Genomic DNA, 25,228 nt, shown 5'->3' with positions numbered 1-25,228 from the left:
GGCGCCGCGCGCGCTCAGGACGAGGTGAGCTGCGGCCGCCCGCCGACGAGGGCCAGCCGCACGTCCGCGCGGCGCCGGTCGATGCGGATCCGCTCGCCGCCCGCCACCAGCACCACGCCCGGCTGCACCACGTCGGCGCGCAGCAGCTCGTCGTCGGTGCCGTGGGTCTCCAGCGCCAGCTCGAGCGGCCGCCCGTCGCGGCCCGACAGCTCGCGGGCTCGCACGCGCCGGCCGACGGTCGCCCGGCAGGCGCGCAGGCCCACGCCGCCCATCGCGAACAGGTCGCCGGCCACGGCGATGTCGCAGTCGGTCGCGCCGGCCCCCGTGAGCCACAGGGATCCGGCCGCCTCGATCGCGCACGAGGCGGCGAGCGCCACGCGCATGGCCGGCTCGGCCGGCGGCCGGGCGCTCGGCAGCGCGGCGGCCAGGACGCCGGCCGCCTCGTCGATGGCGGCCAGGGGGTCGGCGACCGAGGCCGGGGCCTCGACCGCACGGCGCGCCGCGCGCACGACCGCGGCGATGCCCGGGCGCCCGCGGTCGTCGCCGGAGGCGGCCGCCGCGGCCTCGGCGCCCTCGGCGATGCGCTCGGCAAGCCCGGGGAACCGCGCACCGGCCAGCGCGGCCAGGGCGTCGGCGTCCGACACCGCCCGGCCCCGGGCCGCCGCGGCGCCCGCCAGCACACGGGCCGTCTCGGCCAGCGCGTCCAGCTGGGGGCCGAGGCCCCCCAGCGGCCGCGCCAGGCGGCGCCGCAGCGCGGCCGCCTGGCCGCCGCGCAGGTGCGAGGCGCTCACGCGCCCCTCCAGCACGAGCGCCCCGCCGGCGGTCACGACGGCCCGGTCGGCGTTGCCGGCCACCCGCAGGCCGCCCGTGGCGGCGACGGTTCGGCCGGGCGCGATCTGACCCTCCACCACCAGCGCGCCGTGCACCGCCAGGTCGCCCCGCGAGCGGTCGACGTGCCCCTCCACGACCCGCAGCGCGTCGACGATCAGGCGGCCGTCCGCGACGCGCGGGGCGCCGTCGCGCGCCGCCCGCAGCTCCACGCGGCCGCCCGGGCGCTCCACCGCCACCACGCCCTCGCCGGCGCCCTCCCGCGCGGCGTCGCCGCCGACGCCCAGCAGCGTGCCCGCCTCGACCCCCTGCGCGCCGGCCCCCGGCGCCGGGCGCCAGGGTGCGTGCCCGCGGCCGGGGGCGGCCGGCGCCGCTGCGAGGGGGAGGCTCACACCCAGCGCATCGGCCGGCGCGCCGTCGCGCGCCACGCCGCATGGACAGATCGTGGAGGCCTCAGCCGGGGGCGCGCCCGGTGATCACCACGTAGTCGCCCGGCATCGCGACCTCGCCGCCCTCCCGCGCGGGGAGGCGCGCGAAGAAGGCGGCGACGTCGTCGGCGAGCGCCTGCCAGCGGCCCTCCGGCTCGAGCACCCGTCGCGCGGCCAGCAGCGGGCCGAAGCCGGTCAGGTGCTCGCGCACGGCGTCGCCGGCCGAGGCGAACACCATGTCGACGTGTCCGTCCTCGAAGCCGAGATCCACACCGGTCCCCGCGAAGATCTCGCGCACGTGCGCCTCGTCGCCCCACAGCACCGGCGGGCTCGCCGACGCCGGCGGCGGGGGCATGTGCGCCGCGCCCACGCGCATGAACGCCGCGATCGCGCCGTCGGGCCGCCACGCGGCGACCGCCATCCGCCCGCCCGGCCGCAGCACCCGCGCGATCTCCGCGGCCGCCACCTCGTGCCGCGGCGCGAACATGCAGCCGAACGACGAGACCACCGCGTCGACGCTGCGGTCGGCGACCGGCAGGTCCTCGGCGTCGCCCTCCACCCAGGCCACCTCCACGCCCGCCGCCTCGGCCTGCGCGCGGGCCCGGGCCAGCATCTCGGGCGCCAGGTCCACCCCGGTCACCCGCGCCCCGGCCTGCGCCGCCTGGATCGCCACGTTGCCCGTGCCGCAGCCGACGTCGAGCAGCTCCGTGCCCGGCCCCGCGCCGACGGCCCGGACCAGGCGGGCGCCCACCGGCCGGATCCGCGCCGCGAAGGGCGTGAAGTCGCCGGCGCCCCACATCGCGCGCTGCGCCGCCCGCACCGACTCGAGCTCGTCCACGACCGCCCCCTCGCGACGTCGCCGTGGGGCCGGTCTACGCCCGCCCGCCGGGGCCCGTCAACCCCCTCGACGGCGCGCGGAGCCGTGGTACCGTTGAGGGCACGTCGCGGATGTAGCTCAGTTGGTAGAGCGTCGGCTTCCCAAGCCGAAGGTCGCGGGTTCGAACCCCGTCGTCCGCTTCGCCGAGGCGACGATCGCCGGCCGTTCCCAGCCCCGCTCGCGTCGTCTCGATGCTGTCGCCGCCTCCTGGTCGGCGCGGGGAGGATGCCCGTCGGGGGCGGTCGCGTTCCGCCGGGCGACGGACGCCGCCGCCGCTCACGCGGTGGCGTGCGCGCCGACCGCTCCGAGCACCGTGGCGACCATGACCCCCTCCACGTCGTCCGCCGCCACGCGGCCCGCGCGCAGCTCGCCGCTCGCGGCGTGGACGATGGCCAGCAGCATCGACAGGTGCCAGGCGACCGGCACGTCCGCGCGGAAGGCGCCCTCCTGCTGGCCGCGCGCGATCAGGGGGGCGAGATGCGTCAGCACCGGGACGTGGAGGCGGTGGAACTCCTCGCGCGGGAGCCGGGCGTTGATCGCGACCAGGGCGTGGAAGCGGTCGAGCTCCCGCCACGCCGCGCGGAGCACGCGGCGCAGCGCGTCGGCAGCGTCGCCGGCCGCGGGGTCGGCGGTGGCGAGGATCGCCGCCACGTCGGCGATCGCGCGCTCGGTCACGGCGGTGACGAGCGCCTCCCGGGTGGGGAAGTGCACGTATGTCGTCGCGCGGCTGACGCCGGCGCGGCGGGCGATCTCCGCCATCGACACGTCGGGATCGCCCGCCAGCCCCTCCAGCGCCGCGTCGAGGATGGCGGCGACGCTGCGCTCGGCGTCGGCGCGACGCGGCCTGCGCGGGGAGGGGCTCGGTGTGGCGCGGGGCGGCATCGTCAGTGGACGGGCATCGCGCCGGGGGCCTGCAGCCGCGGCACGAAGTGGCGGGCGGGGGGGAGGACGAACAGGGCGACGACGCCCGCGACGATAGCGATGATCGCGGCCGCGACGAACGCCAGGGCGATCCCCGCCGCCGTACCGGGGCCGGCGACGGCGCCGCCCGCGGCGGCGACCGCGGAGAGGGCGGCGATGCCGATCGTGCCGCCGATCTCGTGTCCCGTCGTGGTGATCCCGGACATCATCCCCGCCTCGCCGTCGCGCGCCCCCGTGAGGATGGCGATCGAGACCGCGACGACGGCGACGCCGAGGCCGGCCCCGGCGACGAGCATCCCCGGCAGGACGTCCCGCACGTAGTCCCCGTCCTCGGCGACGTGGGCGAGCAGCGTCATCCCGGCCGCGGCCACGAGGAACGCGGCGGCGAGCGGGCCGCGCACGCCGTGCCGGCCGACGACGTGCCCGGCCACGTGGGCGCCGGCGCCCACGGCGAGGGCGAGCGGGACGAAGGCGAGCCCCGTCGCCAGCGGCCCCATCCCGAGGGCGTTCTGCAGGTAGAGCGAGCTGAGGAGGAAGAGCCCGAAGATCGAGCCGGCTGCGGCGATCATGAGGACCAGGCCGCCGCCGGCCGCGCGGTCGGCCAGCCGCTCGATCCGCAGGAGCGGCGCGGCGGTGCGGCGCTCGAGCGCCGCGAACGCGGCGAGCCCGGCGACCCCGCCGAGGCCGGCGACGAGCGTCCGGGCGGATGCCCAGCCCGCGGCCTCGGCCTGCGTGATGGCGACGACGATCGACGCGAGGCTCGCGGTGGCCAGCACGGCCCCGCGCGCGTCCAGTCCCCTCCAGCGCGGCGTCGAGGCGTCGGCCGGCACGACCACCCGGGCCCCGACGGCGAGCGCGGCGGCCACGGGGAGGTTGACGGCGAAGATGCTGCGCCAGTCGGCCACCTCGGTCAGCACGCCGCCCACGAGGACGCCGACGGCCGCGCCCGCCCCGCCGACGGCACTCCAGGCGGCGAGCGCCCTGGCGCGCGCGGCGCCCTCGAAGGCGCCCATGATGATCGCGAGGGCCGCGGGGGAGAGCATCGCGGCACCCAGGCCCTGGCCGGCCCGCGCGGCGAAGAGGGCCTCCGCGCTGCCCGCCGTGGCGGTCGCCAGCGACGAGAGCGTGAAGAGGCCGAGGCCGGTGAGGAACATCCGCCGGCGCCCCAGGAGGTCGGCGGCCCGGCCGCCGAGGAGCAGCAGGCTGCCGAAGACGAGCGAGTAGCTGGTGATCGTCCAGCTGATCGCCGAGCCGGTGAGCTCCAGGTCCGCCGCGAGGCTCGGCAGCGCGATGTTCACCGCGGTGATGTCGAGGATGACCATCAGCTGGGCCACCAGCAGCACGAGCAGCAGCGCACCCTTCCGTGTGCCGGCCGATCCCCGCGCCGTGGCCGGCCGGTGACAATTCCGGTGGTCGTGCATGGCGGCCCCTTCCGATAGGTCAGACAGTGGTGTCTGGAATATAAACCAGACACCACTGTCTGACGTCAAGCGGCTGCGCTGCGGTCCGGGGGCCTCGCTCAGGCCCGCCGGGCGAGCGCCTGGTGTGCTGCGCCCGCTGCCGCCTGCCACCCGGTGGACGATTCGGAAGCGGGCCGGGTCGCGTCGGCTGACGGCCCGCGGGACGCCCGACAGGGCGCTGGGCAGGCGCGAGGAGTCCGGGGTGCTGACCTCGCGGTGGGAGGAAGCGGCGGGCGTGCAGGGGCGGCCGCGTCGGCGCTGCTACGCGGCCACGAGCCGGGGCGCGGCGGCGACCGAGCGCGCCAGGGCCTTCGCCGCCGCCGCGCCGTCGCCACGACCCGCCTCGGATCCCGCGTGAGCCCGGAGCGGACCGCGGCGCTGGTCACCGGGTGGGTGCGGCGTGCACGCGCCGCCTGCCCGGCCCCGTGGCGGAGCGGCGCATCGGCGGGGTCCGCGCCGACCTACACGATCACATGGCGCACGAGCGCGCCCGCGGGACCCGGAGCGGCGCATCGCGCTCGGCGTCCTCTCCCAGGCGCTCCGGGGCCTGCCCGCCGACGCGTCGTGGCGCGCCCGGCAGGCGCGGGCGACGCGTCACACGGCGGCCGGGCGCCGATCCGCCTCGACCCGGCGGACCGCACGGCGCGCCGTGCGCCGCGTGACGCTGGCGGCGGCCGCGATCATGATGCCGCCGCCGGCGGCGATGCGATCCGGCGACGACCCGGCCTGGCGCCCGTTCGGCCTCGCCCTCGCCGCGGTCCGCCTCCGGGCGGTCGGCCTGACGCTCGAGCTCGCGGCGGGGAGGGCGGGCGACGTCCCGAACCGCGCGGCCGTCCCCGTCGCGATCGGGGCCGCCGGCCCCGCGTCGCGACGATGGTGCTCGGGGAGCTCGGCGACGCCTCCGGGCTCGTGCTCGAGGGCCTCCTGCTCCTCGCCGCGGCCTGCACCCTCGCCGTGCGCACCGCCTCGCGCAGCCGGTCGCCGGCGGCCGCCGGCGGGTCCCGCGCGACGGCGGCCCCGCCCCGCGCCTCATCGTGACCCGGCGGATGCCGATGCCGGACGCATGGGCTCGTGTCCCTGGTGCCAGCACGGCTCCCCGCCGCTCAGCGAGACGACGATCCGCGACGCGATCGGCGCGCTCGAGGAGGAGCTCTCCATGACGACCGCCGACTTCCTGGCGCTGCGCGGCTCGGCGGCGCTGCCGCCCGTCTACGTGTTCACCTACTGGCACGACCTCGTCGAGCTGCTCGAGGTCGTGCGCCGCGCCGGGGGCTGACCGTCAGCCCGAGACGTCCCCGTCGCGCAGCAGCCGCTCGCGGGCCACGGGGGCGAGGGGGTGGCCCGCCCGGCCGAGCGCCTCGGCCAGCAGCACCCGGTCGATGCGGCCCTGGAAGACCGGCACGTCGACGTCCTGGGCGGCCTCGACGACGGCGTCCGGCTCGGCCTCGAGCATGACGGCGATCTCGTCCGGGGTCAGGTGAACGGCCATGGCGTCCTCTCCGTCGTGGTCGTGGAGCGTGCACAATGCCAGGCGGACGCATGCGGATCGCCACCTGGAACGTCAACTCGGTGCGGCAGCGGATGCCGCGCCTGCTGCCCTGGCTGGACGAGCGGCGCCCTGACGTGGTGTGCCTGCAGGAGACGAAGCTCGCCGACGCCGCCTTCGCCGAGCTGCTCGGCGAGGAGCTCGGGCGGCGCGGCTACGAGGTGGCCGCGCACGGGCAGGGCGGGTGGAACGGCGTGGCGATCCTCTCCCGGGTGGGCCTGGCGGACGTGGCGACCGGGCTGGCCGGCGAGCCCGCCTGGTCGCGGCCCGAGGCGCGCGCGGTGGCCGCGACCTGCGACGCGGTGCGGGTGCACAGCGTCTACGTGCCCAACGGCCGGTCGCCCGGCTCGGACCACTACCGCTACAAGCTGGCCTGGCTGGCCGCGCTGCGCGACGTGGTGCGCGACGGCCCCGAGGCGGCGGTCGTCTGCGGCGACGTCAACGTGGCGCCGGCCGACGCCGACGTGTTCGACCCCGACGCGTACGTCGGCCAGACGCACGTCACGCCGCCCGAGCGGGAGGCGCTCGCCGAGCTGACGCGGCTCGGGCTGCGCGACGTGGTGCGCGAGCGCTGGCCGTCGGAGCGCATCTTCACCTACTGGGACTACCGCGCCGGCATGTTCCACAAGGACCTCGGCATGCGGATCGACCTGGTGCTCGCCTCGGCGCCGGTCGCCGAGCGGGTGCGCGCCGCCTGGGTGGACCGCCAGGCGCGCAAGGGCAGCGGGCCCAGCGACCATGCGCCGGTGATCGTCGACCTCGACGAGGCGCCCGACGGCGACATCGGGCCGGTCGTGCCGCCGCCGTCGGCGAAGCCCGCCCGGCGCGGTGCGGCGCGGCTGCCCCAGGCGCCCTGACCGCCGCTCAGCCGAGTCCGCGGCGCGTGGCCTCGAGGATGAGCACGAGCGCGAGGAACAGCCCCACCTGGCGCAGCAGCCCGACCACGTAGGTCAGCGCCGCGGCCCGCAGCACCCGCCGCACGGCGCCGGCCTCGGCAGGTGCCGTCAGCCCCGCGTCGGCGAGCATCCGCAGGGCGAAGCGGCTCGCGCCGATCTCGACCGGCAGGGTCGCGAGGGCGAATGCGACGAGGCCGCCCACGTAGAGCAGCGACAGGGTCATCAGCACGGGGATCCCGAGCCAGAAGCCGCCGATGAAGAAGAGCCCCGACCAGGGCGCCAGCCGGCCGAGCGGCTCGCCCACCGTCATGCGCAGGCGGTAGGCGCGGCTGCCGGACGCGTCCTGGTGGGCGTGGGAGACCTCGTGGGCGGCGATGGCGAGCGCCGCGACGCTCGGCTCGAGCGCCACCTCGCGGGACAGCCGCAGGGCGCCCGCCGCGCCGTCGTAGTGATCGGTCAGCGCCCCGGGGACCACCTCGACCCGCACGCGGCGCAGCCCCAGCGCGTCGAGCAGCGCCCGGGCCGCCTCCGCGCCGGTCAGGCGCGCGCCGTTGGGCATCGCCCGGTAGCGGGCGAACCGGGCACGGACGCGGTCCTGGGCGAGCAGGCCGGCGAACAGCGGCACGATCAGCAGCAGCCACAGGAGCGCGATCACGCCGCGCGCCCCCGGGGTGCCCGCGCGGCGCGCACCGGCGGCGTCAGCGCCGGCGGCGGGCGCGGTGCGCCGCCGCGGCCGCCCGATGGTCGACGACCGGCTCGGGGTAGCCCCCCGGACGCAGCAGGCCGAGGTCCCACGGCTCGTGGACGGCGGGTCCCTCGACGCCGGCGAGCTCCGGCACGTGACGGCGCACGTAGGCGCCGTCGGGGTCGTACCGGCGCGCCTGCAGGGTCGGGTTGAGCATCCGCCCCGGGCGGGTGTCGGCACCCGTGCCCGCGACCCACTGCCAGTTGCCGGCGTTGCTGGCCACGTCGCCGTCGGCGAGGAGGTCCATGAAGTGGGCGGCGCCGCGCCGCCAGTCGATGCCGAGGTCCTTCGTGAGGAACGACGCCACCACCAGGCGGGCGCGGTTGTGCATGAAGCCCTCCTCGCGCAGCTGGCGCATGCCGGCGTCGACGAGCGGGTAGCCGGTCGCCCCGCGCGTCCACGCGTCGAGTAGCGCGTCGTCGTCGCGCCACCCGCCGGCGGCGGGGTGCATGTCCTCGCCCGCGATCCACGGCCGCGCGGCGAGCAGCTGGGCGTGGAAGTCGCGCCAGCAGAGCTGCCGGGCGAAGGCCGCCGGGCCGGGGCCGTCCCCGGCCCGCTCGAGGGCCTCGAGCGGCGACAGGCAGCCGAGGTGCAGGTACGCCGACAGCCGCGAGGTGGCGTCGGCGGCGAGGTCGTCGCGCGCCGACCTGTAGCCCGCGACGCCCTCGGCGGCCCAGGCGGCCAGCCGGGCGCGGCCCGCCGGCTCGCCGCCCGGCGGGCGCCCCGGGCTGGGCCGCCCGCCGGCGCGCAGCGCGTCGAGCGCCGCCGCCGGCGCGGCGGGGGCGGCGCCGGGCGCCCGCAGCCGCTCGAGCGGGAGCTCGAGCGGCCGGCGCGGCTGCTCGGCCCATCGGCGGTGGTACGGCGTGAAGACCTCGTACGCGGGCCCGGCCGCGGGCCGCAGCTCGCCCGCCGGCACCACGGCAACGCCCGGCATCGGCCGCACCTCGATGCGCTCGGGGCCCGCGGCGGCGCGCAGCCGGCGCAGCCGTCGCTGCGCGTGGCCGCTCACGTCGTCGGACAGCAGGATCGCCCCGGCGCCGGCCTCGCGGGCGGCCGCGACGGCCTCGCGTGCCGGGTCGCCGCGCCGCACGTGCAGGGCGGCGCCCCGCGCGCGCAGCGCCTCGTCGAGGGCGGCCAGCGAGTCGGCCAGGAACGCGCGCCGGTTGGCGCCCGCCCCGGCCAGCACCGCGTCGTCGAGCACGAACAGGGGCAGGACGAGCTCCGCCTCGCGCGCGGCGGCCGCGAGCGCGGGGTGGTCGTGCACGCGCAGGTCGCGCGTGAACAGGACGACGGCGGCCCTCATGGCGTGACCATCCTCGCAGGGCCGGCCCGCCGGGAAAGCCGCAGCCGGATCGCGGCGCCCACCGATGCGCCGGCCGGCGCTGCGGCCGACGCTCATTCCATCCGGCGGGCGAGGGCGGGGGGTGCGATGGGCGGGCTCGGCACCGGGCGGGCGCCCGTCGCGGCGGTCGATGCCCGCCAGGGGCACGCCGGCACGCGGATCGACCTCGACGGCGTGTCGAAGCGCTACCGCATCGGCGACATCGACGTGACCGCTCTGGAGGGCGTCGACCTGCACGTGGACGAGTCGGCGCTCGTGGTGATCCTCGGGCCGTCGGGCTGCGGCAAGACGACGCTCCTCAACATGATCGGCGCGCTCGACACGCCCACCGCCGGCACGGTCCGCGTCGCGGGCGCCGACATCACCCGCGCCTCGCAGGCGGCGCGCGCCGCGCTGCGCCGCCGCACCGTCAGCTTCATCTTCCAGACCTTCAACCTCTTCCCGGGCCTGACCGCCTTCGAGAACGTGCGCTTCGGCGCCGACGTCGCCGAGCGGCCCGACCCCGCGGCCCGGGCGCTCGAGGCCCTCGACTCGGTGGGCCTCGGCGACCGGCTGCGCCACTTCCCGCACCAGCTCTCCGGCGGCGAGCAGCAGCGGGTGGCGATCGCCCGCGCGCTCGCGACGGGCAACCCGATCATGCTCGCCGACGAGCCGACCGGGGAGCTCGACTTCCGCACCGGCGTGCAGATCCTCGCCGTGCTGGACGAGCAGGCGCGGGCGGGCAAGACGGTGCTCGTGGTGACCCACAACCGCGAGATCTCGCGGGTCGCCGACCGGGTGATCGAGCTCTCCAGCGGGCGGGTGGTCGCCGACGGGCCGCCGTCCGGCGGCCGGGCGCGCATCGCCGACCTGCGATGGTGACGCGCCGCCGCCGGGGGCTGCCGAGCGGCCGCTGGACGTGGCTCCGGCTGTCGTGGCGCGACCTGCGCGACCGCGCCGGCGCCGTCGTGGCGATCGCCCTCGTGATGGCGATCGGCATCGGCGTCTTCGCGGGGCTGGGCAGCACCTCGACCTGGCGCCGGCTGTCGAACGACGAGAGCTTCGCCGCCCTGCGGATGCACGACCTGCGGGCGACGCTCGCCCCGGGCGTCGTGGCGCGCGAGGGGACCCTGCTGCGGGCGGCGCGCGGCATCGACGACGGCGACGCGATCGCCGCCGCCTCCGAGCGGCTGGTGGTCGACAGCCAGGTCGCCGCGACCGGCGACGAGGGCCCGGTGCTCGTCGTGGCCCGGATCGTGGGCATGGGCACCGGCGCCCGGCAGGCGGTCGACGCCCTCTGGGTCGAGCGCGGCGCGCAGCCCGACCCCGCCGCCGCGCGCCCGCAGGCGGTGCTCGAGGCCAAGTTCGCGACCGACCGCGGCCTGCCGCCGGCCGGCTCGCTGCTGGTCGCGGGCGGCCGCCGGGTCGACTACACGGGCGTCGGGATGATCCCGGAGGACTTCTACTACGAGGGGCCGGAGGGGCTGATCATCAACGCGGGCGAGCTCGCGCCCGTGTACATGCCGCTCGCCGGGGCGCAGCGGGTGACGGGCCGGCCGGGGCGGGTGAACGACCTGGTCGTGCGCCTGGCGCCCGGCGCGGACGGCGGGCGGGTGGCGACGCAGCTCACGGCCGCGCTCGCCGCCCGGGGGCTCGCCGCGACGGTGTCCCCGCGCGAGGACGCGTTCGCGGTGCGCACCCTGTACGAGGACATCGGGAACGATCAGCGGATGTGGGACGCCCTGTCGGCGCTCGTGCTGGGCGCCGCCGCGATCGCCGCGTTCAGCCTCGTGAGCCGGGTCGTCGAGGCGCAGCGGCGGGAGATCGGCATCGGCATGGCCCTCGGCGTGCCCCGGCGTCGCCTCGCCGTGCGGCCGATGCTGGTGGGGGCGCAGGTCGCCCTGCTCGGCACGCTGGCCGGCCTCGGCGTGGGCCTGCTGGTGGGCGAGGCGATGAAGGGCCTGCTGCGGGACATCCTGCCCCTGCCGGTCCAGCGGGCGCCCTTCCAGCTGGACGCCTTCGGGCGGGCCGCGGCGCTCGGCATCGCCATCCCGCTGCTGGCGAGCGCCCTGCCCGTCTGGCGCGCGCTGCGGGTGGAGCCGATCGAGGCGATCCGGACCGGCCATCTCGCCGCGCGGCGGGGGCGCCTCGGCGACTGGACCCGCCGCCTGCGCCTGCCCGGCTCGAGCCTCGTCCAGATGCCCGTGCGCAACGCCCTGCGCACCCCGCGGCGCACGCTGCTGACGGCCGTGAGCGTCGGCGCCGCGATCACGGCGCTGGTCGCGACGCTCGGGATGCTCGACAGCTTCCAGCGGACGATCGCGCAGGGCGACGCGGAGCTCTCGCGCGGCGCGCCGGGGCGGGTGCTCGTGCAGCTCGACGGGCTGCACGCGGCCGGCTCGGGGGTGGTCGCGTCGATCGCGGCGGCGCCGGCGGTCGGCCGCGTCGACGCCGGCCTGCGCCTGCCGGTCACCGCCCTCGCGGGGCCCGGCGGCGAGGACCTGCCGCTGCTGCTGGAGCTCGTGGACACGCGGCGGGCGGCGTGGACGCCCACGACGGGCGGCGCCCCGCTCGGCGACGGCGTCGCGCTGGCCCGCAAGGCGGCGCGCGACCTGGGGGTGGGGGTGGGCGACCTGCTCGTCGTGCGCCACCCCGCGCGGCGGCCGGACGGCACCCTCGGCCTCGTGCGCGCGCCCGTGCGCGTGACCGCCGTCCACGGCAACCCGCTGCGCGGCTTCGCGTACATGGACCTCCGCGCGGCGGCCCGCTTCGGCCTGGCGGGGGTCGTGAACCTCGTCCACGCCTACCCCGCCCCGGGGGCCACGCCCGCCGAGGTGCAGCGTGACGTGTTCGCGCTGCCCGGCGTCGCCTCGAGCCAGCCGGTGGCGCGGGTGAGCGGGGCCTTCGACGACGCCCTCGACCAGTTCACGGGCTTCCTGGCGATCACCGCGGCCGCCGTGCTGGCGCTCGCGCTGCTGATCGCGCTCAACGCGTCCCGCATCACGGTCGAGGAGCGCCGGCGCGAGCACGCCACGATGCGGGCCTTCGGCCTGCCGCTGCGGTCGGTGGTCGGCGTGGTCGTCGCAGAGAGCCTAATCGTCGGCGCGGTCGCCACGGCCATCGGCATCGGCGCGGGGCGGCTCGTCCTCGGCTGGATGCTGCGGTCGCTGGCCGGCACCTCCGTGCCGGACGTGGGCGTCGAGGCGACGCTCGCCGCCTCGACGCTCGGCCTCGCCGTCGCGATCGGGCTGGCCGCGGTCGCGGCGGCCCCGCTGCTCCTGGTGGGCCGTCTGCGCCGGATGGACATCCCGAGCGCCCTGCGTCTCGTGGAGTGACCGCCGCCGCATCGCTCGCGGCCGGGTACGGTAGGACCGCCGTATGCGTCGTGAAACGCAAGCACACAGGGACGCCGAGCGCCGCACCGACCCGCGCCTGCCGCTGGGGGCGGAGGTCGTCGTGCGCGCGCGCGAGCGCAGCGCGCGCGGCCGCACGGTCGACGCGTCGGCGAGCGGCGTGCTGGTGCGGCTGGACGGTCCCCTGTCGTTCCTCGCCCACCAGGTGGGCCTCGAGGTGGCGCTGCCCGACGGCGGCGGCGTCGTCACCGTCGAGGCGGACGTCGTGCGCCGCGGCCTGTCGGAGGACGGCGCCCTGCTGCTGGCGCTGCGCTTCGCCGACGACCCCGGCGGCCGGGCCCTGGCGCGCACCGCCGGCACCGGTCCCCGCCGGGTCTACGGCCGGCGGGTGCGCCCCAGCCGGGCGCGTCCGGCGGCGCGGCGCCCGCCGGAGGAGATCCGCCTCGAGCTGCGGGCGCTCGGCACGCGGGCCCTCGAGCTCGCGATGCTCGAGCCCGAGGCGCCGGCGCCGGCCGGCATGGTGCGCTGGCTCGCGGGCCTCGCGCGCGAGCTGGGCCTCGATCCGCCGGAGGAGCCGCCCACCGCCCGGATGCTGACGCACGCCATCGCGGACCTCCACCGCGCGGCCGACGGGCCGCGCGGGCGACTCAGCGGGAGTGCCTGACCAGCCGGGCGAGCCGGCCGGTACGGTCCAGGGCGTTCCGGGCGAGCCGCGTCGTGGCGCGCATCCGGGCGGGGGAGAGCGCGGCGTGCGACCGCGCGGCCGAGGCGCGCTGCGCCGTGCGCACGGGGCGCCCGCGCAGACGGGCGTCCAGGCGGTCGGCGCGCCTGATGGCGCCGAGGGCGATGGCGCGGGTGCGCGCCAGGTCGGCCGGACGCAGGCGGACCGACGCCGGCGCGGCGCCCCGCGGGCCGGCCACCCGGCGGCCGGTCACCCGGCGCTCGATCGCCCGCGCGCGGCGGTCGGCCGTCAGGGCGATCCTGCGCGCGGCGCGCATCGACGCCAGGCTGACGCCCGCAGCGGCGGGCGCCGCCCGGCGCGCGGCGGGCTGCGCGGGCGCCGGCGGCGACGCGGCCGGCGCCGGCACGGCGACGCCGGCGGCGGCGAGCGCGGCGGGCACGTCGAGCAGGCCGGCGCCGTACGCCGTGTCGAAGCCGGCCGGGCCGCGGTCGGTCGCGGTGCGGCGCAGCAGGTCCATGACCGCCCCGGGGGCGAGCCCGGGCGCGGCCTGCCGCACCAGGGCGGCGGCGCCCGTGACGTGCGGGGCGGCCATGGAGGTGCCGGAGTACGACGCCTCACCGCCGCCCGGCACGCTGGAGACCACGCCGACGCCGGGCGCCACGAGGTCGGGCTTGGCGACGCCGCCCGGCAGGCCGCGCGAGGAGAACGGCGCGATCTCGCCGCGCGCGTCGACCGCGCCCACGGCGAGCGTCTCCGGGTCGTCGGCGGGGCTGCCGATCGTGCCCGGTCCCGGGCCGGTGTTGCCCGCGGAGAAGACCGGCACGATGCCGAGCGCGATCCAGCGCTGCACCATGGGGCGGAACCACGGGTCGTCGCGCACGGTCGTGCCCCACGAGTTGTTCACGACCTGGGGCTGGTCGGCCGTGGCCGGGTCGCCGTCGGGGTCGGCCATCCACTGGGCGGCCGCGAGGATGTCGCTGCCGCGTCCGGCGCCGTCGCGGCCCATCGCCTTGGCGACGACGACGGTCGCGCCCGGCGCCACGCCGATCGGCGTGGCGCCGCCGCCGACCATCGTGCCCACCGTGTGGGTGCCGTGGCCGTTGTCGTCGTAGGGGGCCGGCGCGCCGGCCACGAAGTCGCGCCAGGCGGCGATGCGGCCGGCCAGCGCCGGGTGCGCGGCGTCCACGCCGGTGTCGATGCTGCCGATGCGCACGCCAGCACCGGTGAGCCCGGTGGCCCGCCAGGCCTCCGGCGCCCGGATCGCGTCCAGGCCCCACGTGGCCGCGCGGCCGGCCGGCACCTGGGCGGTGCGCACGACGGCGTCCAGCGACACCTCGGCCACCCGCGGGTCGGCGGCCAGGCGGGCGATGCGGCGCGGGGTGGCGCGCAGGGCGATCGCGTTGACGATCCAGAAGCGCTCGACCCCGGCCGCGCCCGGCGCGACCAGGTCGGGCTGGGTGCGCGCGGCGGCGGCGCGCAGGGCCCGCCGCAGGCCGGCGGGGGAGCCGCCGTGCGCCGACGGGTCGACCTGGTCGCGCAGGGTGACGATGACGGGCACGCGCTCGCCGGGCGCCGTGCGGGCCAGCTCCCGGTCGAGCGGCGCGCTCACGCCCGCGCTCGCGGCGGCGGGCGCGAGCAGGCAGGCGACGAGGGCGGCGGCCAGCCCGGCCGGGGCGCGGCCGGCGCGGCGGCGGGGGGAGGGGAGGGGGGCGTCGGTGCTCACGTCCCCCGCCTCGGTGCGCCGGGGGGCGATCCTGAGGGTTCCGGCAGAAATCATTCCGGGCCCCGGCGGGAATTGGCCGGCACCGGGGATCAAGCGCCGCGCGGAACGCTCCGATCACAGAGGCATGACGAACCTGTGCCGCGTCCTCATCACCGGCGTCGTCGGCGCCGCCCTGGTCCCCGCCGTCGCCGTGCCCGCCGCGGCGGCCCCCGCGCCGCCCTCCCGCGCCATGGAGCGCGCCGTGGTGGCCGAGATGAACGCGGTGCGCGCCAAGCACAGCCGCCCCCGGGTGCGCGGCAACCCGCGCCTGGCGCGCGCCGCGCGCGCCCACAGCCGCTCGCTGCAGCGGCGGGGGGTGCTGAGCCACGACGGCCCGAAGGGGGCGCCGTTCTGGTCGCGCATCGTGGCGGCCGGCTTCCCGCGCACCCGGCGCATGGCCGAGAACATCGCCATGGTCGACGGCTGCGGGCGCGCCGCCGCCCGGCGCACCGTGCGCATGTGGATGAACAGCCCGGCGCACCGGGCCAACGTGCTGGACCGCCGCCTGCGGCTGGCGGGCGCGGGCGTCGCGTGCAACGCCCGCACGGGGTTCACGGTGGTGACGGCCGACTACACCTCGTAGGCCTGCCTGCGCGGCCCCGGTCAGCCGCGCAGGCAGGCCGCCCGGGTGTAGGTCACCTCCGCGTCCCACATGATCCACTCCTCGACCCCCTGGGAGCGGGCGCCCTCGATCTGGGCGCACACCTCGTCGGCCTCGTAGGGCACGCGCAGCGAGAAGTCCTGCAGCCAGGGCACCTGGCGCGCCCCCGTGCCCTCCATCAGCTCGTTGAAGTGGCGCACCGACGCGGCGATGATCTCCTTCGGGCTCGCCTCGGGGTCGTCGATGTCGTAGGCGCCCGCCCCCCAGTGCGAGGGGTAGATGAGCGGGGCCACGTAGTCGACGTTGCGGGCGATGCGGCGCACGTCCTGGGCGACGTCCTCGGGCCGGAACGCGGCGATGCCGAACAGCGAGGCGCCGAGGAACGTCCCCGACGGCTCCAGGCGCTCGCGCACCTCGCCCAGGAAGTCGACGATCGACTGCTGCGCGCCGCCACGCAGGCCGGGGAAGCGCATGGTGTCGAGCGGGCCGTCCGGGCGGCGGATGTAGTCGTAGAGGATGTCCTCGACGCCGCGCTCGGCCGCCTCCTGGGCCACGTCCATGTTGTAGTCGCGGACGACCGGGTGGGCGAAGTTGGTGAAGCCGCCGTAGCCGGCGTAGGCGTCGCCCGAGGGCGTCTGCACCACCTGGTCGCGGAAGCCGTTGTCCCAGGCCCAGGCGGCGTGCACGGGGTCGCGGAACGCCACCACCCGGCCCATCACCCGGCCGCCGAGGGCGCGGATGGTGGCCACCGCCTCCTCGAGGTCGTACTCCGGCCGGACGGCCCCGATGCGGCGCGCGAACGGCAGCTCCGAGTCGTAGCCCACGATGCCCGACTCGTCCTTCAGGTCGAGCTCGATGGTGTTGATCTCGCCCCGACGCAGCATGTCGAGCACCGGCTCGCGCAGGCTGGGCGTGGCCCACGAGATGGCGGTCATGTGGACGGCGCGGGTGCCCTCGATGGGCCGCCGGGTGACGAGCGGGATGCTCGTGCGCAGGCCGCGCGAGTTGCCGGCCCGGTCGACCGCCCGCACGGCGATCGCGCCAGGCGGCGGCTCCTCGAAGGTGTGGGCGAACGTGCCGTCGGCGGCGACCTCCACCGGCCGGCCGTCGACCGTCACGGTCGCCGGCTCGTTGACCCGGCCGCTCAACACCACCGGCGCCCCCCGCACGGCCGGGCGGTCGGGCCCGGTGATCTCGATGCGCGGGCGCGTGTGGTCGATGGTGAAGCGCCACTCGCGGCGCGCCGGCCACGGCACGAGGGGCTGGTCGATGCTGAACTCCAGGCGGTGGGGGCCCTCGGAGAGGTCCTCCGGCCGGAAGGTGAGCACGCCGTCGCCCACGTAGGCCGCGTCGAGCACGTCCGCGCCGTCGTACTCGAGCGTCGCCGTCCCCATCAGGTCCGGCACGTCCGACTCGATGCGGAAGCGCAGGTCGTCCGTGGCGTGCGGGCCCAGGACGGCGCCCTCGGCGGGCCCCACCGTCGCGAGCTGGGGCGCCGAGCCGCGCATGGCGAAGCCGCACAGGAAGCCGAAGGCGAGCGCGCCGAGGGCCACGGCGGCGACCCGCAGCCAGGCGTGGCGCGGCCCGCCGGCGCGGGGCGCGGGCCGGGCGGGGCCGCCCGGCGGGGGCGGGGGCCGTCGACGGCGTCGGTGCGTGCGCGCCGCTCGGCGCGGGCGCCGCGGCGCTCGCGGTCAGGTGGCATCCGGCGGGAGGGTACCCGAGCGCCCCCCCGGGCGCCGTCGCGCCTCAGCCGGCGGCCTCCACCCGGTCCCGCCCGGCGCGCTTGGCCCGGTAGAGGGCGCGGTCGGCCTGGCGCATCAGCTCGTCGGCGTCGGGCGCCGTCTCGAGGTCGCAGACGCCGGCGGAGCAGGTGACCCGCGCGCCGCCGTCCACCACCAGGTCCGCGATCTGCGCGCAGGCGCGCTGCACGGCCACGACCCCGCCGGCCACGTCGACCTCGGGCAGGATCCAGGCGAACTCCTCGCCGCCCATCCGGGCCACCATCTCGCCCGCCCGCGAGGTGCCCTGCAGGAGGGCGCCCACCGCGGCCAGCACGGCGTCGCCGGTCTGGTGGCCGAGCGTGTCGTTGATCAGCTTGAAGTCGTCGAGGTCGAGGATCGCCAGCGACAGCGGGTGCCCGTAGCGCCGCGCGCGCTCCACCTCGCCGGCCAGGCGCCGCGTGAAGGCGCGCCGGTTGGCGAGGCCGGTGAGCGGGTCGGTCGCGACGAGCCGGTCGAGCTCCTCGCGGGTCTCGGCGTTCGCGACGGCGATCGCGGCCAGCTCGGCGAAGGCCGCCAGGCGGCGCTCCTCGGCGGTTCCGAAGGCGCCGGGCTCGGCGGAGCCGGCCGTCAGCGCGCCCCACAGGCGCCCCCGCGTCCACAGGGGCGCGGAGATGCCGCTGCGCAGGCCGCCCTCGACCACCTCGCGCACCGAGCTGTCGCCCACGTCCTCGAGGTAGTCGTCGACCCGGGCCGCCAGCCCCGAGCGGGCGGTGCGGCCGGTGGCGCTCGCGGCCGTGAGCCCCACCGCCACCCCGGCGCCCACCGGCGGGTGGGCGGCGATGCAGGTCGCGGTGTCCTCCGACTCGAAGCGGTAGACGGCGCTCGAGGTGGCGTCGAGCAGGGTCGCGGCCTCCTGGGCGACGACCCGGGCGATCTCCTCCAGGTCGGCCTCGCGCGCCACGACGGTCGCCACCCGGCGCAGCGCCGCCTGCTCGGCCTCGCGGTTGACCCGCTCCGTGATGTCGGTGCAGATCAGGATCACGTTGCCCGCCCCCTCGCCCGACACGGGCAGCAGCCGGCCGCTGTACCAGCGGAGCCCCTGGGGCGTCGGCAGGTGGAGCTCCAGGCCGGCGCGCTCGCCGGTGTCGAGCACCCGGCGCGCGGCCTCCTCGAGCCGCGCGGCCACGTCGTCCGGCGTGCCGGCCTCGCGGAGGGAGCAGCCGAGCAGCGACCCGGCCGGCCGGCCGGCGGCGTGCTCGAGGGCGTCGTTGACGAACGCCACCCGCAGCTCGCGGTCGAGCAGGGCGATGGGGTCGGGCGAGTCCTCGACGAGCGCCCGGAACGCGGCGTTGCCGCCGCTCAGCCGCAGCTCGGCCAGCTTGCGCTCGGTGATGTCGGTCGCCACCACGGTGACGGCGGGCCCCCCGTCGTCGCCGCCGCCGGGCCGCACGCGCAGGCGCAGCCAGCGCACGCCCCCGGCCGTCGGCATCCGCAGCTCCAGCCGCCGCTCCCGGCCGGTGCGGACGACGGCGCGCAGCTCGCGCTCGAGCGGCTCGACCACCTCGGGGGGCAGGCCGGCCTCGCCGGAGGTGCGGCCGACCAGCGCGTCGGCCGGCAGCCCGACCATGGCGAGCGCCGCGTCGCTGGCGCGGACGTGGCGGAGCTCCCGGTCGAGCTCCATGACGATCGGCTCGTCGCCGATGCCACCCGTCCTCGTCGCGCTCACCCGACTCCTCCCCCGCGGCTCACGCCTCGCCCGCACAGCGTCGCAGGGCCCGCGCGCGGTGGCCTCCCGCCGCCCTCACGGCCGGCGGATCTGGCGGATCGGCGCGAGGATAGCGCGTCCGGCGCTCAGAAGCGCTCCCGGTCGGGCCGCCCGGCCGCCTCCTCGCGCTCCGCCTCCAGCTCGTCCTCCAGCTCGCGGGCCAGCGCCGTGGTGCCGTTGCCGCCGAACCCGCCGGTCATGCGCCATGCCTGGGTCAGCACCAGGTCGCCGAGCGCCATCGGCGCCCGCACGAACGCCGAGTAGAGCGCCCACCAGCCGGGGGTGAACTCGCGCGGGCGCACCCGGGCCCTCGACCGCCCGCCCTCGACCACGACGTAGGTGCTGCCGGCCTGCCCCCGCACGTCGACCACCGGCTCGTGCCGGCGGGGGCGCCGCTCGCGCCCGAGGTCCTCGCCCCGCCGCCACGCCAGGCCGTAGCGGAGGCTGAACAGCACGCCGAGCGCGAGGGAGACGAACCACCAGCGGTTCCAGACGAGGTCGATGTCGCCGAACGTCGCGATCCAGACCAGCACCGCGATCGCGCACAGCCCCACGAAGAAGGCGCCCCACTGCCACGGCGGGTCCTTGCGATCCGCCCCGAGCGGGATGGACCGCCTGGCGGTCACGGACGGGGCGAGATCTGGCCCGAGTCGTCGCCCTGGACCGTCAGCCCGCCGTCGGTGGTGCGCACGCACCCGACGTTGCCGATGCAGACCTCGCCGGAGAGCGCGCCGCTGTTGATGAGCAGGCCGAAGATCACGACCACGCCGATGACGATGAAGAGCACCTTCATGACGACGACTCTTCGCCTCGCTGGGCGGTTTCCCTCCGCCCGCAGCGTAGACCTCCGCCGGCCGGCCCGCCGGGGGCCCGCCGGCGGGCCGGCCGGGCGCCCGTCTGTGATGCTGGGCGCGTGTGGGAGCGGGCCACCATCACGCTGCGGCCGCGGCCGCGCGGCGTGCACCTCGTCACCCGCGAGGTGGTCGAGGCGCTCCCAGCGCTCGCCCGCGTGCGGGTGGGGCTGCTGCACCTGTTCATCCGCCACACCTCCGCGTCGCTCGCCCTCAACGAGAACGCCAGCCCGGAGGTGCGCGCCGACCTGGAGGCCTGGATGTCGAGCGCCGTGCCGGACGGCTGGCCCGGGTTCCGCCACACGCTGGAGGGCCCCGACGACATGCCCGCCCACGTGAAGGCCGTCATCGTCGGCGAGTCGCTGACCCTGCCGGTCGGCGACGGCCGCCTGGAGCTCGGCACCTGGCAGGGCGTCCACCTGCTCGAGCACCGCGACGACGGCGGGCCGCGCACGCTCACCGCGACGCTCTGGGGCGAGCCTCTGCGATGATGCCCCCGTGAGCGATCCCGCCCCAGCCCGGCGCCGCGACCCCGCGTGGGTCTGGTACGCGCTGGCCGCCGGCGTGCTGCTGCTGCTCGGCGCCCTCGACCTGCTCGGCGTGCTCGAGCCGCTCCAGCCCTAGCCGCCGGTGGACGCGCCGCCGGCCCGGCTGCTCGTCGTGCACGACGACGCGCTCGGGATGCGGTTCGGCGGCGACCACCCCACCGACCCGCGCCGCCACCGGCTGGCCGTGGCGCTGTGCCGCGAGGCCGGCATCCTGGCGGCCGAGGGGGTGGCGTTCGACGGCGCCCCCGGGCCGATGCCCGACGAGGAGCTCGCGCGGACCTTCGCGCCCGCCTTCATCCGGGCCGTGCGCCGCTACAGCGCGCGGCCGGTGCTCGCGGCCGAGCCCGAGGCGCGCCAGTGGGGGATCGGCGGCGACCTGACGCCCTACGCGGGCATGCACGAGGACTCCGCCCGCGCCTGCGCGGCGTGCGCCGCGGCGGCGGACGCCGTGGGCCGGGGGAGGGCGCGCGCCGCGCTGGTGCCGGCGGGCGGCGCCCACCACGGGCTCGCCAACCGGGCGTGGGGCTTCGGCATCTACAACGAGACGGCCGTCGCCATCCGCGCGCTGCGCGACGCCGGCGCGCGGCGGGTGGCCTACGTCGACCTCGACGTCCACCACGGCAACGGCACCCAGTGGATGTTCTACGACGATCCCGACGTCCTGACCGTGTCGGTGCACGAGAGCGGCCGCCACCTCTTCCCGGGCTCGGGGTTCGCCGCCGAGACCGGCGGGGCGGCCGCCCGCGGCTCGAGCGCCAACGTGGCGCTGCCGCCGTTCGCCGGCGACGACGCCTACCGGCGGGCGATGGAGGCGGTGGTCGTCCCGGTCGTGCGCGCCTTCGGGCCGGACGCGATCGTGGCCCAGTGCGGGGTCGACCACCACCACGCCGACCCGCTCAGCCACATGCTCACCACGATGCCGCTCTACCCCGAGCTGTGGCGCGCCCTGCGCGAGCTGGCCGACGCGACCTGCGGCGGCCGGATCGTCGCGCTGGGCGGCGGCGGCTACGACCCGTGCACCGCGCCGCCGCGCGCCTGGGCGCTGCTGGCGGCGGAGCTCGCCGGCGCGCCGGTGGCGGGGCCGGTCCCGGCCTCGTGGCGCGCCCTCGCGGCCGCCGCGGGCTGCCCGGAGCCCGCGGCGCGCTGGCTCGAGGACCGCGGCCCTGCCCCGGACCCCGGCCGGGACCGCCGCGCGGCGGCCGAGGCCGAGGCGGCGATCGCCCTGAGCGTGGCCGCGCTGTCGCGCTTCTGGCCGCTCGCGAGCGCCTGACGGGGCGTCCGGGGCGGGCCGGCCGTCACTCGCCGGCGCCCCCGGCGCCCGGATAGCGTGACCCGCGTGACGAGGATCCCCGAGCCCCAGGCGCTCGCCCTCCGCAGGGCGGTCCTTGCCGCGGGCGCGCTGGCCGCCACCCTCGGCGCCCACGCGCTCGCCGTGGGCGGCCTGCGGGTGCTGCCGGTCGCGCCGGCCGCGTGGGCCGGCCTGGTCGCCGTCGCCGCCCTCCTGGGGCCGCGCCGGCGCTTCCGCCCGCGGGGCGCCGGCCGCACGCTCGCGGTCGCGGCCGCCCTGCAGGCGCTCGCGCACGCCGTGCTGCTCGCCGCGCCGTGGGCGGCGGGCGTGGCGGGGGACCACGCCGGCCACGCGCCGGCCGGCGCCGCCCAGCTGATCCCGCACCTGGCCGCCGCGGTCCTGACCGCGGTGCTCGTGGCGCGGCTCGAGCGCTGGCTCGCCCGCGCGGCGGCGCTCGCGCGCGCCGTCGGCCGCTGGTTCGCGGCCGCGGGCGCCGCGTCCGCCCCGCGCGGGCGGGTGGCGGCGCGGGCGCCCCGGCCCGCGCGCGCCGCGGCCGCGGCGCCCCGCCGGACGCGCGGCCCGCCGCCCCTCCGGAGGGCCTGAGCGGCGCGCCCCGGCGGTCCTCGCCGCGGGCGCGGCACACCCCATCATCCGGAGGAACACCGTGAACGCACGCATCACCGCGGCCTGCGCGGCCGTCGCCTGCCTCGCCATGGGCGCCGGCATCGCCGGCGCCCATGGCGGCGCCCACCCGGGGGCCCCCGAGTCGCCGCGAGCCGCCGCGCTCGCCGCGGTCAGGGGCGACGCCACCGTCCTCATCCGGCCGCTGCGGGCCGGCGGGCCGATGGGCGTGGCCCGGCTCACCCAGCGCGGGGGCACGCTCCGCGGCTTCATCGTGATGTGGGGGCTCGCCCCGGGCTCCCGCCACGCCGAGCACGTGCACGGCAGCGCCGTCGGCGGCCCCGTGGCCGCGTGCGCCCCGGCCGGGCGCCGGACCACCCGCCACCTGGCGGACCTGCCGGACCTCGTCGCCGACGCCAACGGCGTCGCCTTCGGCGTCATCCGCGAGCGGGTGACCGAGCGCGCCGTGCGCAGGGGCGTCTACCTGATGGTGCACCGGGACCCGACGACGGCCGGCGCGCCGATGGTGCCGGGCGCGAACCCGCCGCTCGCCTGCGGGGCGCTCCGATGAGGGTGCGGGCCACGGTGGCGCTCGCGGCGGGCGCGGCGCTCGCGGCCCTCGCGGCGCCTGCCGCCGTCACGCAGGCGACGGCCCACACCGGGCTCGAGGCGTCGACGCCGCGCCACGGGGCGACCGTCGCGCGCGTGCCGGCGACGGTGACCCTCACCTTCGCGGGGCCGCTCACCCGGGTGGACGCCGTCCGGGTGACCCGCGACGGGCGCGGCGACCTCGTCCGCCGGGCGCGGCTGGACCCGCGCGACGCGCGGCGGGTGGTCGTGTCGCTGACGCGGCCGGGCCGGCGGGCCCAGGCGGCCCGCTACCGGGTCGTCTGGCGCGTGAGGGGCGCCGACGGCCACGCCCTGCGCGGCGTGGTGGCCTTCCGGGTGCGCGGGCGCTAGGCCCCGCCGACGGGATCCTCGGCCTCGAGCGTCGCCTCGAGGCCGAGGAAGCGCCCCACGGCCGCGGCCTCGGGCGCGAGGGCCTCGGCCACGCCGTCGCCGAGCGGCGCGAACGGGGCGACCCGCAGGGCCACCCGGCCCGCCCGGCGCTCGGCGCGCCAGGTGCCGGCCACGCGCCCGTCGACGAGCACCGTGGGCAGGATGACGCCGCCCGAGGCCACCCGTCGGTCGTCGGCGGGCGCCAGCAGCGGTGAGCGGTCGGCGTGCCCGAGCAGGTGGGTCTCGAAGGCGCCCAGCAGGCGCACCCGCGGCCCGCGCGGCGCCGCCGGAGGGCGCTCGCCCCGCGGCGCCCAGCGGGGCCCGAGCGGCGTCGCGACCCGCCGCAGGCGCCGGGCGGCGAGGGCGAAGCCGCGGCGGGCGAGCGCGGCCGGCAGGCCGCTCCAGCGGATGAGGTCGCGCTCGTCCACCGGGCCGAAGGCGCGCGCGTGGGCGAGGGCGAGGTCGCCGAGGACGGCGTCGGGATCGCGCGGGGGCGCCGGGGGGACGAGGGCGTCGAGGGGGGCGAGCGTGGGCCGGCCGCCGGGCCCCTCGGGTCCGCGGCAGGCGATGCCGCGCGCCGCGGCCACCATCATCAGGTGGGCGGCCGCCTGCCCGTCGTCGCCGATCGGCACGCCGCGCCGGCGCAGCTCCCCGACCAGCTCGTGGCGCCGCAGGGGGCCGCGGTCGGCGAGCGCCTCGCGCGTCGCGGCGACGGCCCGGTCGAGGACCGGCTCCAGGCCGAGCTCGGCGCGGCGGCGCGCGTAGCGGCGGGCGTTGGGCTCGGCGAACAGCGCGAGCAGATCCCGGATCCCCTCGGCGGGCAGCAGCTGCAGCGTGCCGCGCATCGCCCAGGTCCGCACCACGGCGCCCTCGGCGAGCGCCCGGTCGACGTCGTCGGCCGCCAGGGCCGGGGCGCGGGCCCGCACCTGCAGGCGGGCGGCGCCCCAGTCCTGCGCCTGCACGCCGGCGCAGCGGCGCACGGCCCCCGGCACGTCGCGCTCGCGGCCGCTCCAGAGGCCCCCCGACCGCGCCCACCACCGGCGCAGGACGGCCTCCGAGGGCGGGCTCACGCCTCGAGCTGGTCCACGGTGCAGGAGCGCGGGTCGCGGTCGTGGCGCCAGCGCAGCAGGCGGGCCCCGTGGCGGATGCGCCCGTCGCTCGCGTGGTCGTACGAGACCTCGGCGACCAGCTCGGGGCGCATCTCGACCCACTCCAGGTCGCGGCCGCCGCTCCAGCGACTGGCCTCCCCCGAGCCGCGGCCGCCCGTCTCGTAGGGCGCCAGCTCGTCGCGCAGGCCGCGCTTGCGCGCGCCGGTGAACCCGGCGCAGTGGCCCACCGGCCGCAGCGCGCCGCCGTCGTAGAGCCCCAGGATCAGCGACCCCACGGTGCCCTCGAGCTTGCCCGGCCGCCAGCCCATCACCACGCAGTCGAGCGTGCGGACCCGCTTGATCTTGACCATGCCCTGCCGCTCGCCGGGGCGGTACGGCGCGTCGAGCCGCTTCGCGATCACCCCCTCGGACCCCGTGAGCCACGGTGCGGCGTCCTCCGGGTCGGTGCTCGTGGCGACCGGCGCGAGGCCGGCCCCCGGCGCGAGCGCCTCCAGCCGCGCCCGGCGCTCGGCGAACGGCCGCTCCAGCAGGGGCGCGTCCCCCTCGGCGAGCAGGTCGAAGGCGGCGAAGGCGGCCGGCGTCGCCTCGGCGAGCATCCGCACCCGCGACTCGGCCGGGTGGATGCGCTGCTGCAGCGCCCCGAAGTCCTCGCGCCCGCCACGGCCGCCCGCGACGACGATCTCGCCGTCCACCACGTAGCGGCCGGGGCCGAAGCGCAGCTCGGGGAAGTAGCGGTCGAGCGGCTTGCCGCCGCGCGACTGGATGTGGACCGCGTCGCCGTCCACGAAGACGATCGCGCGGAAGCCGTCCAGCTTGCGCTCGTAGGACCAGCCGTCCCCGCGCGGCACCTCCTTCGCCGAGCGGGCGAGCTGCGGGGCGAGGGGCGGGTGGAGGGGGAGGGCCATG

The 25,228-nt window shown here is 78.8% G+C and carries 27 protein-coding genes and 1 tRNA gene; 14 read left to right on the top strand and 14 right to left on the bottom strand.

Annotated features, from left to right (window positions below):
- Positions 1-14 precede the first annotated feature (14 nt).
- Together ITJ85_RS11030 and ITJ85_RS11025 are read right to left on the bottom strand one after the other, a co-directional pair.
- Positions 15-1,220: a FapA family protein gene (locus ITJ85_RS11030; protein ID WP_217913157.1), complete on the bottom strand. Its 1,206-nt coding sequence runs from the start codon at positions 1,218-1,220 to the stop codon at positions 15-17.
- A gap of 61 nt (positions 1,221-1,281) precedes the next feature.
- Positions 1,282-2,094 carry a class I SAM-dependent methyltransferase gene (locus tag ITJ85_RS11025; protein ID WP_217913156.1) on the bottom strand — a complete coding sequence of 271 codons (813 nt, stop codon included), beginning with the start codon at positions 2,092-2,094 and terminating at the stop codon, positions 1,282-1,284.
- Positions 2,095-2,200: 106 nt separating this feature from the next.
- Between ITJ85_RS11025 and ITJ85_RS11020 the strand changes: the two genes are divergently transcribed.
- Positions 2,201-2,273: transfer RNA gene (locus tag ITJ85_RS11020), tRNA-Gly, on the top strand.
- Positions 2,274-2,409: 136 nt separating this feature from the next.
- Here ITJ85_RS11020 and ITJ85_RS11015 read toward each other — a convergent pair.
- Together ITJ85_RS11015 and ITJ85_RS11010 are read right to left on the bottom strand one after the other, a co-directional pair.
- Positions 2,410-3,015, bottom strand: a complete 606-nt coding sequence (locus ITJ85_RS11015; protein ID WP_217913155.1) for a TetR/AcrR family transcriptional regulator — start codon at positions 3,013-3,015, stop codon at positions 2,410-2,412.
- A gap of 2 nt (positions 3,016-3,017) precedes the next feature.
- Positions 3,018-4,475 (bottom strand): MFS transporter, encoded by a 1,458-nt coding sequence (locus tag ITJ85_RS11010; RefSeq protein ID WP_217913154.1) that lies wholly within the window; start codon positions 4,473-4,475, stop codon positions 3,018-3,020.
- A 912-nt stretch (positions 4,476-5,387) separates the two neighbouring features.
- Between ITJ85_RS11010 and ITJ85_RS11005 the strand changes: the two genes are divergently transcribed.
- Positions 5,388-5,552, top strand: a complete 165-nt coding sequence (locus ITJ85_RS11005) for a hypothetical protein (RefSeq protein WP_217913153.1) — start codon at positions 5,388-5,390, stop codon at positions 5,550-5,552.
- Positions 5,553-5,577: 25 nt separating this feature from the next.
- Positions 5,578-5,790 carry a hypothetical protein gene (locus ITJ85_RS11000; protein WP_217913152.1) on the top strand — a complete coding sequence of 71 codons (213 nt, stop codon included), beginning with the start codon at positions 5,578-5,580 and terminating at the stop codon, positions 5,788-5,790.
- 3 nt (positions 5,791-5,793) lie between these two features.
- Here ITJ85_RS11000 and ITJ85_RS10995 read toward each other — a convergent pair whose 3' ends face one another.
- Positions 5,794-6,003: a hypothetical protein gene (locus ITJ85_RS10995; RefSeq protein WP_217913151.1), complete on the bottom strand. Its 210-nt coding sequence runs from the start codon at positions 6,001-6,003 to the stop codon at positions 5,794-5,796.
- 50 nt (positions 6,004-6,053) lie between these two features.
- Here ITJ85_RS10995 and ITJ85_RS10990 point away from each other — a divergent pair, with 50 nt between their 5' ends.
- Complete coding sequence (locus tag ITJ85_RS10990; protein WP_217913150.1) at positions 6,054-6,917, top strand: exodeoxyribonuclease III; 864 nt, start codon at positions 6,054-6,056, stop codon at positions 6,915-6,917.
- 7 nt (positions 6,918-6,924) lie between these two features.
- Here ITJ85_RS10990 and ITJ85_RS10985 read toward each other — a convergent pair whose 3' ends face one another.
- Positions 6,925-7,611, bottom strand: a complete 687-nt coding sequence (locus ITJ85_RS10985; protein WP_217913149.1) for a zinc metallopeptidase — start codon at positions 7,609-7,611, stop codon at positions 6,925-6,927.
- A gap of 43 nt (positions 7,612-7,654) precedes the next feature.
- A complete protein-coding gene (locus ITJ85_RS10980; RefSeq protein ID WP_217913148.1) occupies positions 7,655-9,004 on the bottom strand; it encodes a cryptochrome/photolyase family protein in 1,350 nt (449 codons plus the stop codon).
- A gap of 126 nt (positions 9,005-9,130) precedes the next feature.
- Here ITJ85_RS10980 and ITJ85_RS10975 point away from each other — a divergent pair, with 126 nt between their 5' ends.
- Genes ITJ85_RS10975 through ITJ85_RS10965 form a run of 3 tightly spaced genes read left to right on the top strand, consistent with a single transcriptional unit; the run spans position 9,131 to position 13,039 of the window.
- The gene (locus tag ITJ85_RS10975; protein ID WP_217913147.1) at positions 9,131-9,904 is read left to right on the top strand and encodes an ABC transporter ATP-binding protein; all 774 of its coding nucleotides are present in this window, start codon (positions 9,131-9,133) and stop codon (positions 9,902-9,904) included.
- Complete coding sequence (locus tag ITJ85_RS10970) at positions 9,898-12,357, top strand: ABC transporter permease (protein WP_217913146.1); 2,460 nt, start codon at positions 9,898-9,900, stop codon at positions 12,355-12,357. The genes ITJ85_RS10975 and ITJ85_RS10970 overlap by 7 nt, the downstream gene beginning before the upstream one ends.
- A 43-nt stretch (positions 12,358-12,400) precedes the next feature.
- Positions 12,401-13,039 carry a PilZ domain-containing protein gene (locus ITJ85_RS10965; protein ID WP_217913145.1) on the top strand — a complete coding sequence of 213 codons (639 nt, stop codon included), beginning with the start codon at positions 12,401-12,403 and terminating at the stop codon, positions 13,037-13,039.
- Here ITJ85_RS10965 and ITJ85_RS10960 read toward each other — a convergent pair.
- Positions 13,023-14,780: a S8 family serine peptidase gene (locus ITJ85_RS10960; protein WP_217913144.1), complete on the bottom strand. Its 1,758-nt coding sequence runs from the start codon at positions 14,778-14,780 to the stop codon at positions 13,023-13,025. The two genes, ITJ85_RS10965 and ITJ85_RS10960, sit on opposite strands and share 17 nt — an antisense overlap.
- A 124-nt stretch (positions 14,781-14,904) precedes the next feature.
- Here ITJ85_RS10960 and ITJ85_RS10955 point away from each other — a divergent pair, with 124 nt between their 5' ends.
- Positions 14,905-15,402, top strand: coding sequence for a CAP domain-containing protein (locus ITJ85_RS10955; RefSeq protein WP_217913143.1), 498 nt, complete (start codon positions 14,905-14,907; stop codon positions 15,400-15,402).
- Between the two features lie 20 nt (positions 15,403-15,422).
- Here ITJ85_RS10955 and ITJ85_RS10950 read toward each other — a convergent pair whose 3' ends face one another.
- The 4 genes from ITJ85_RS10950 to ITJ85_RS10935 form a co-directional block, all read right to left on the bottom strand.
- Positions 15,423-16,973 (bottom strand): putative glycoside hydrolase, encoded by a 1,551-nt coding sequence (locus tag ITJ85_RS10950; protein WP_217913142.1) that lies wholly within the window; start codon positions 16,971-16,973, stop codon positions 15,423-15,425.
- A 193-nt stretch (positions 16,974-17,166) separates the two neighbouring features.
- On the bottom strand, positions 17,167-18,867 hold the full coding sequence (locus ITJ85_RS10945) for a sensor domain-containing diguanylate cyclase (protein WP_217913141.1): 1,701 nt from the start codon (positions 18,865-18,867) through the stop codon (positions 17,167-17,169).
- Positions 18,868-18,992: 125 nt separating this feature from the next.
- Positions 18,993-19,532 carry a hypothetical protein gene (locus ITJ85_RS10940; protein ID WP_217913140.1) on the bottom strand — a complete coding sequence of 180 codons (540 nt, stop codon included), beginning with the start codon at positions 19,530-19,532 and terminating at the stop codon, positions 18,993-18,995.
- Positions 19,529-19,699 (bottom strand): hypothetical protein, encoded by a 171-nt coding sequence (locus tag ITJ85_RS10935; protein ID WP_217913139.1) that lies wholly within the window; start codon positions 19,697-19,699, stop codon positions 19,529-19,531. Before ITJ85_RS10935 ends, ITJ85_RS10940 begins: the two co-directional genes overlap by 4 nt.
- A gap of 120 nt (positions 19,700-19,819) precedes the next feature.
- Between ITJ85_RS10935 and ITJ85_RS10930 the strand changes: the two genes are divergently transcribed.
- From ITJ85_RS10930 to ITJ85_RS10910, 6 genes are all read left to right on the top strand, one after another.
- A complete protein-coding gene (locus ITJ85_RS10930; protein WP_217913138.1) occupies positions 19,820-20,248 on the top strand; it encodes a secondary thiamine-phosphate synthase enzyme YjbQ in 429 nt (142 codons plus the stop codon).
- 7 nt (positions 20,249-20,255) lie between these two features.
- Entirely contained in the window at positions 20,256-20,381 is a 126-nt protein-coding gene (locus tag ITJ85_RS17405) for a hypothetical protein (protein WP_281412189.1), read from the top strand.
- Positions 20,382-20,387: 6 nt separating this feature from the next.
- A complete protein-coding gene (locus ITJ85_RS10925; RefSeq protein ID WP_217913137.1) occupies positions 20,388-21,575 on the top strand; it encodes an arginase family protein in 1,188 nt (395 codons plus the stop codon).
- 66 nt (positions 21,576-21,641) lie between these two features.
- Positions 21,642-22,196, top strand: a complete 555-nt coding sequence (locus ITJ85_RS10920) for a hypothetical protein (RefSeq protein WP_217913136.1) — start codon at positions 21,642-21,644, stop codon at positions 22,194-22,196.
- A gap of 61 nt (positions 22,197-22,257) precedes the next feature.
- The gene (locus ITJ85_RS10915; RefSeq protein WP_217913135.1) at positions 22,258-22,785 is read left to right on the top strand and encodes a superoxide dismutase family protein; all 528 of its coding nucleotides are present in this window, start codon (positions 22,258-22,260) and stop codon (positions 22,783-22,785) included.
- Positions 22,782-23,174, top strand: a complete 393-nt coding sequence (locus tag ITJ85_RS10910) for a copper resistance CopC family protein (RefSeq protein WP_217913134.1) — start codon at positions 22,782-22,784, stop codon at positions 23,172-23,174. The genes ITJ85_RS10915 and ITJ85_RS10910 overlap by 4 nt, the downstream gene beginning before the upstream one ends.
- Here the strand turns inward: ITJ85_RS10910 and ITJ85_RS10905 are convergent.
- Both ITJ85_RS10905 and ITJ85_RS10900 read right to left on the bottom strand, forming a co-directional pair.
- Positions 23,171-24,283: a winged helix DNA-binding domain-containing protein gene (locus ITJ85_RS10905; protein ID WP_217913133.1), complete on the bottom strand. Its 1,113-nt coding sequence runs from the start codon at positions 24,281-24,283 to the stop codon at positions 23,171-23,173. The genes ITJ85_RS10910 and ITJ85_RS10905 overlap by 4 nt on opposite strands.
- A complete protein-coding gene (locus tag ITJ85_RS10900) occupies positions 24,280-25,227 on the bottom strand; it encodes an ATP-dependent DNA ligase (protein WP_217913132.1) in 948 nt (315 codons plus the stop codon). The genes ITJ85_RS10905 and ITJ85_RS10900 overlap by 4 nt, the downstream gene beginning before the upstream one ends.
- Between the last annotated feature and the right edge of the window lies 1 nt (position 25,228).

The sequence above is a fragment of the Miltoncostaea marina genome (assembly GCF_018141525.1).
GTDB classification, from domain to species: domain Bacteria; phylum Actinomycetota; class Thermoleophilia; order Miltoncostaeales; family Miltoncostaeaceae; genus Miltoncostaea; species Miltoncostaea marina.
The sequence above is the reverse complement of the archived record's forward strand: the minus strand, read 5'-3'. Positions and strand labels throughout refer to the sequence as shown.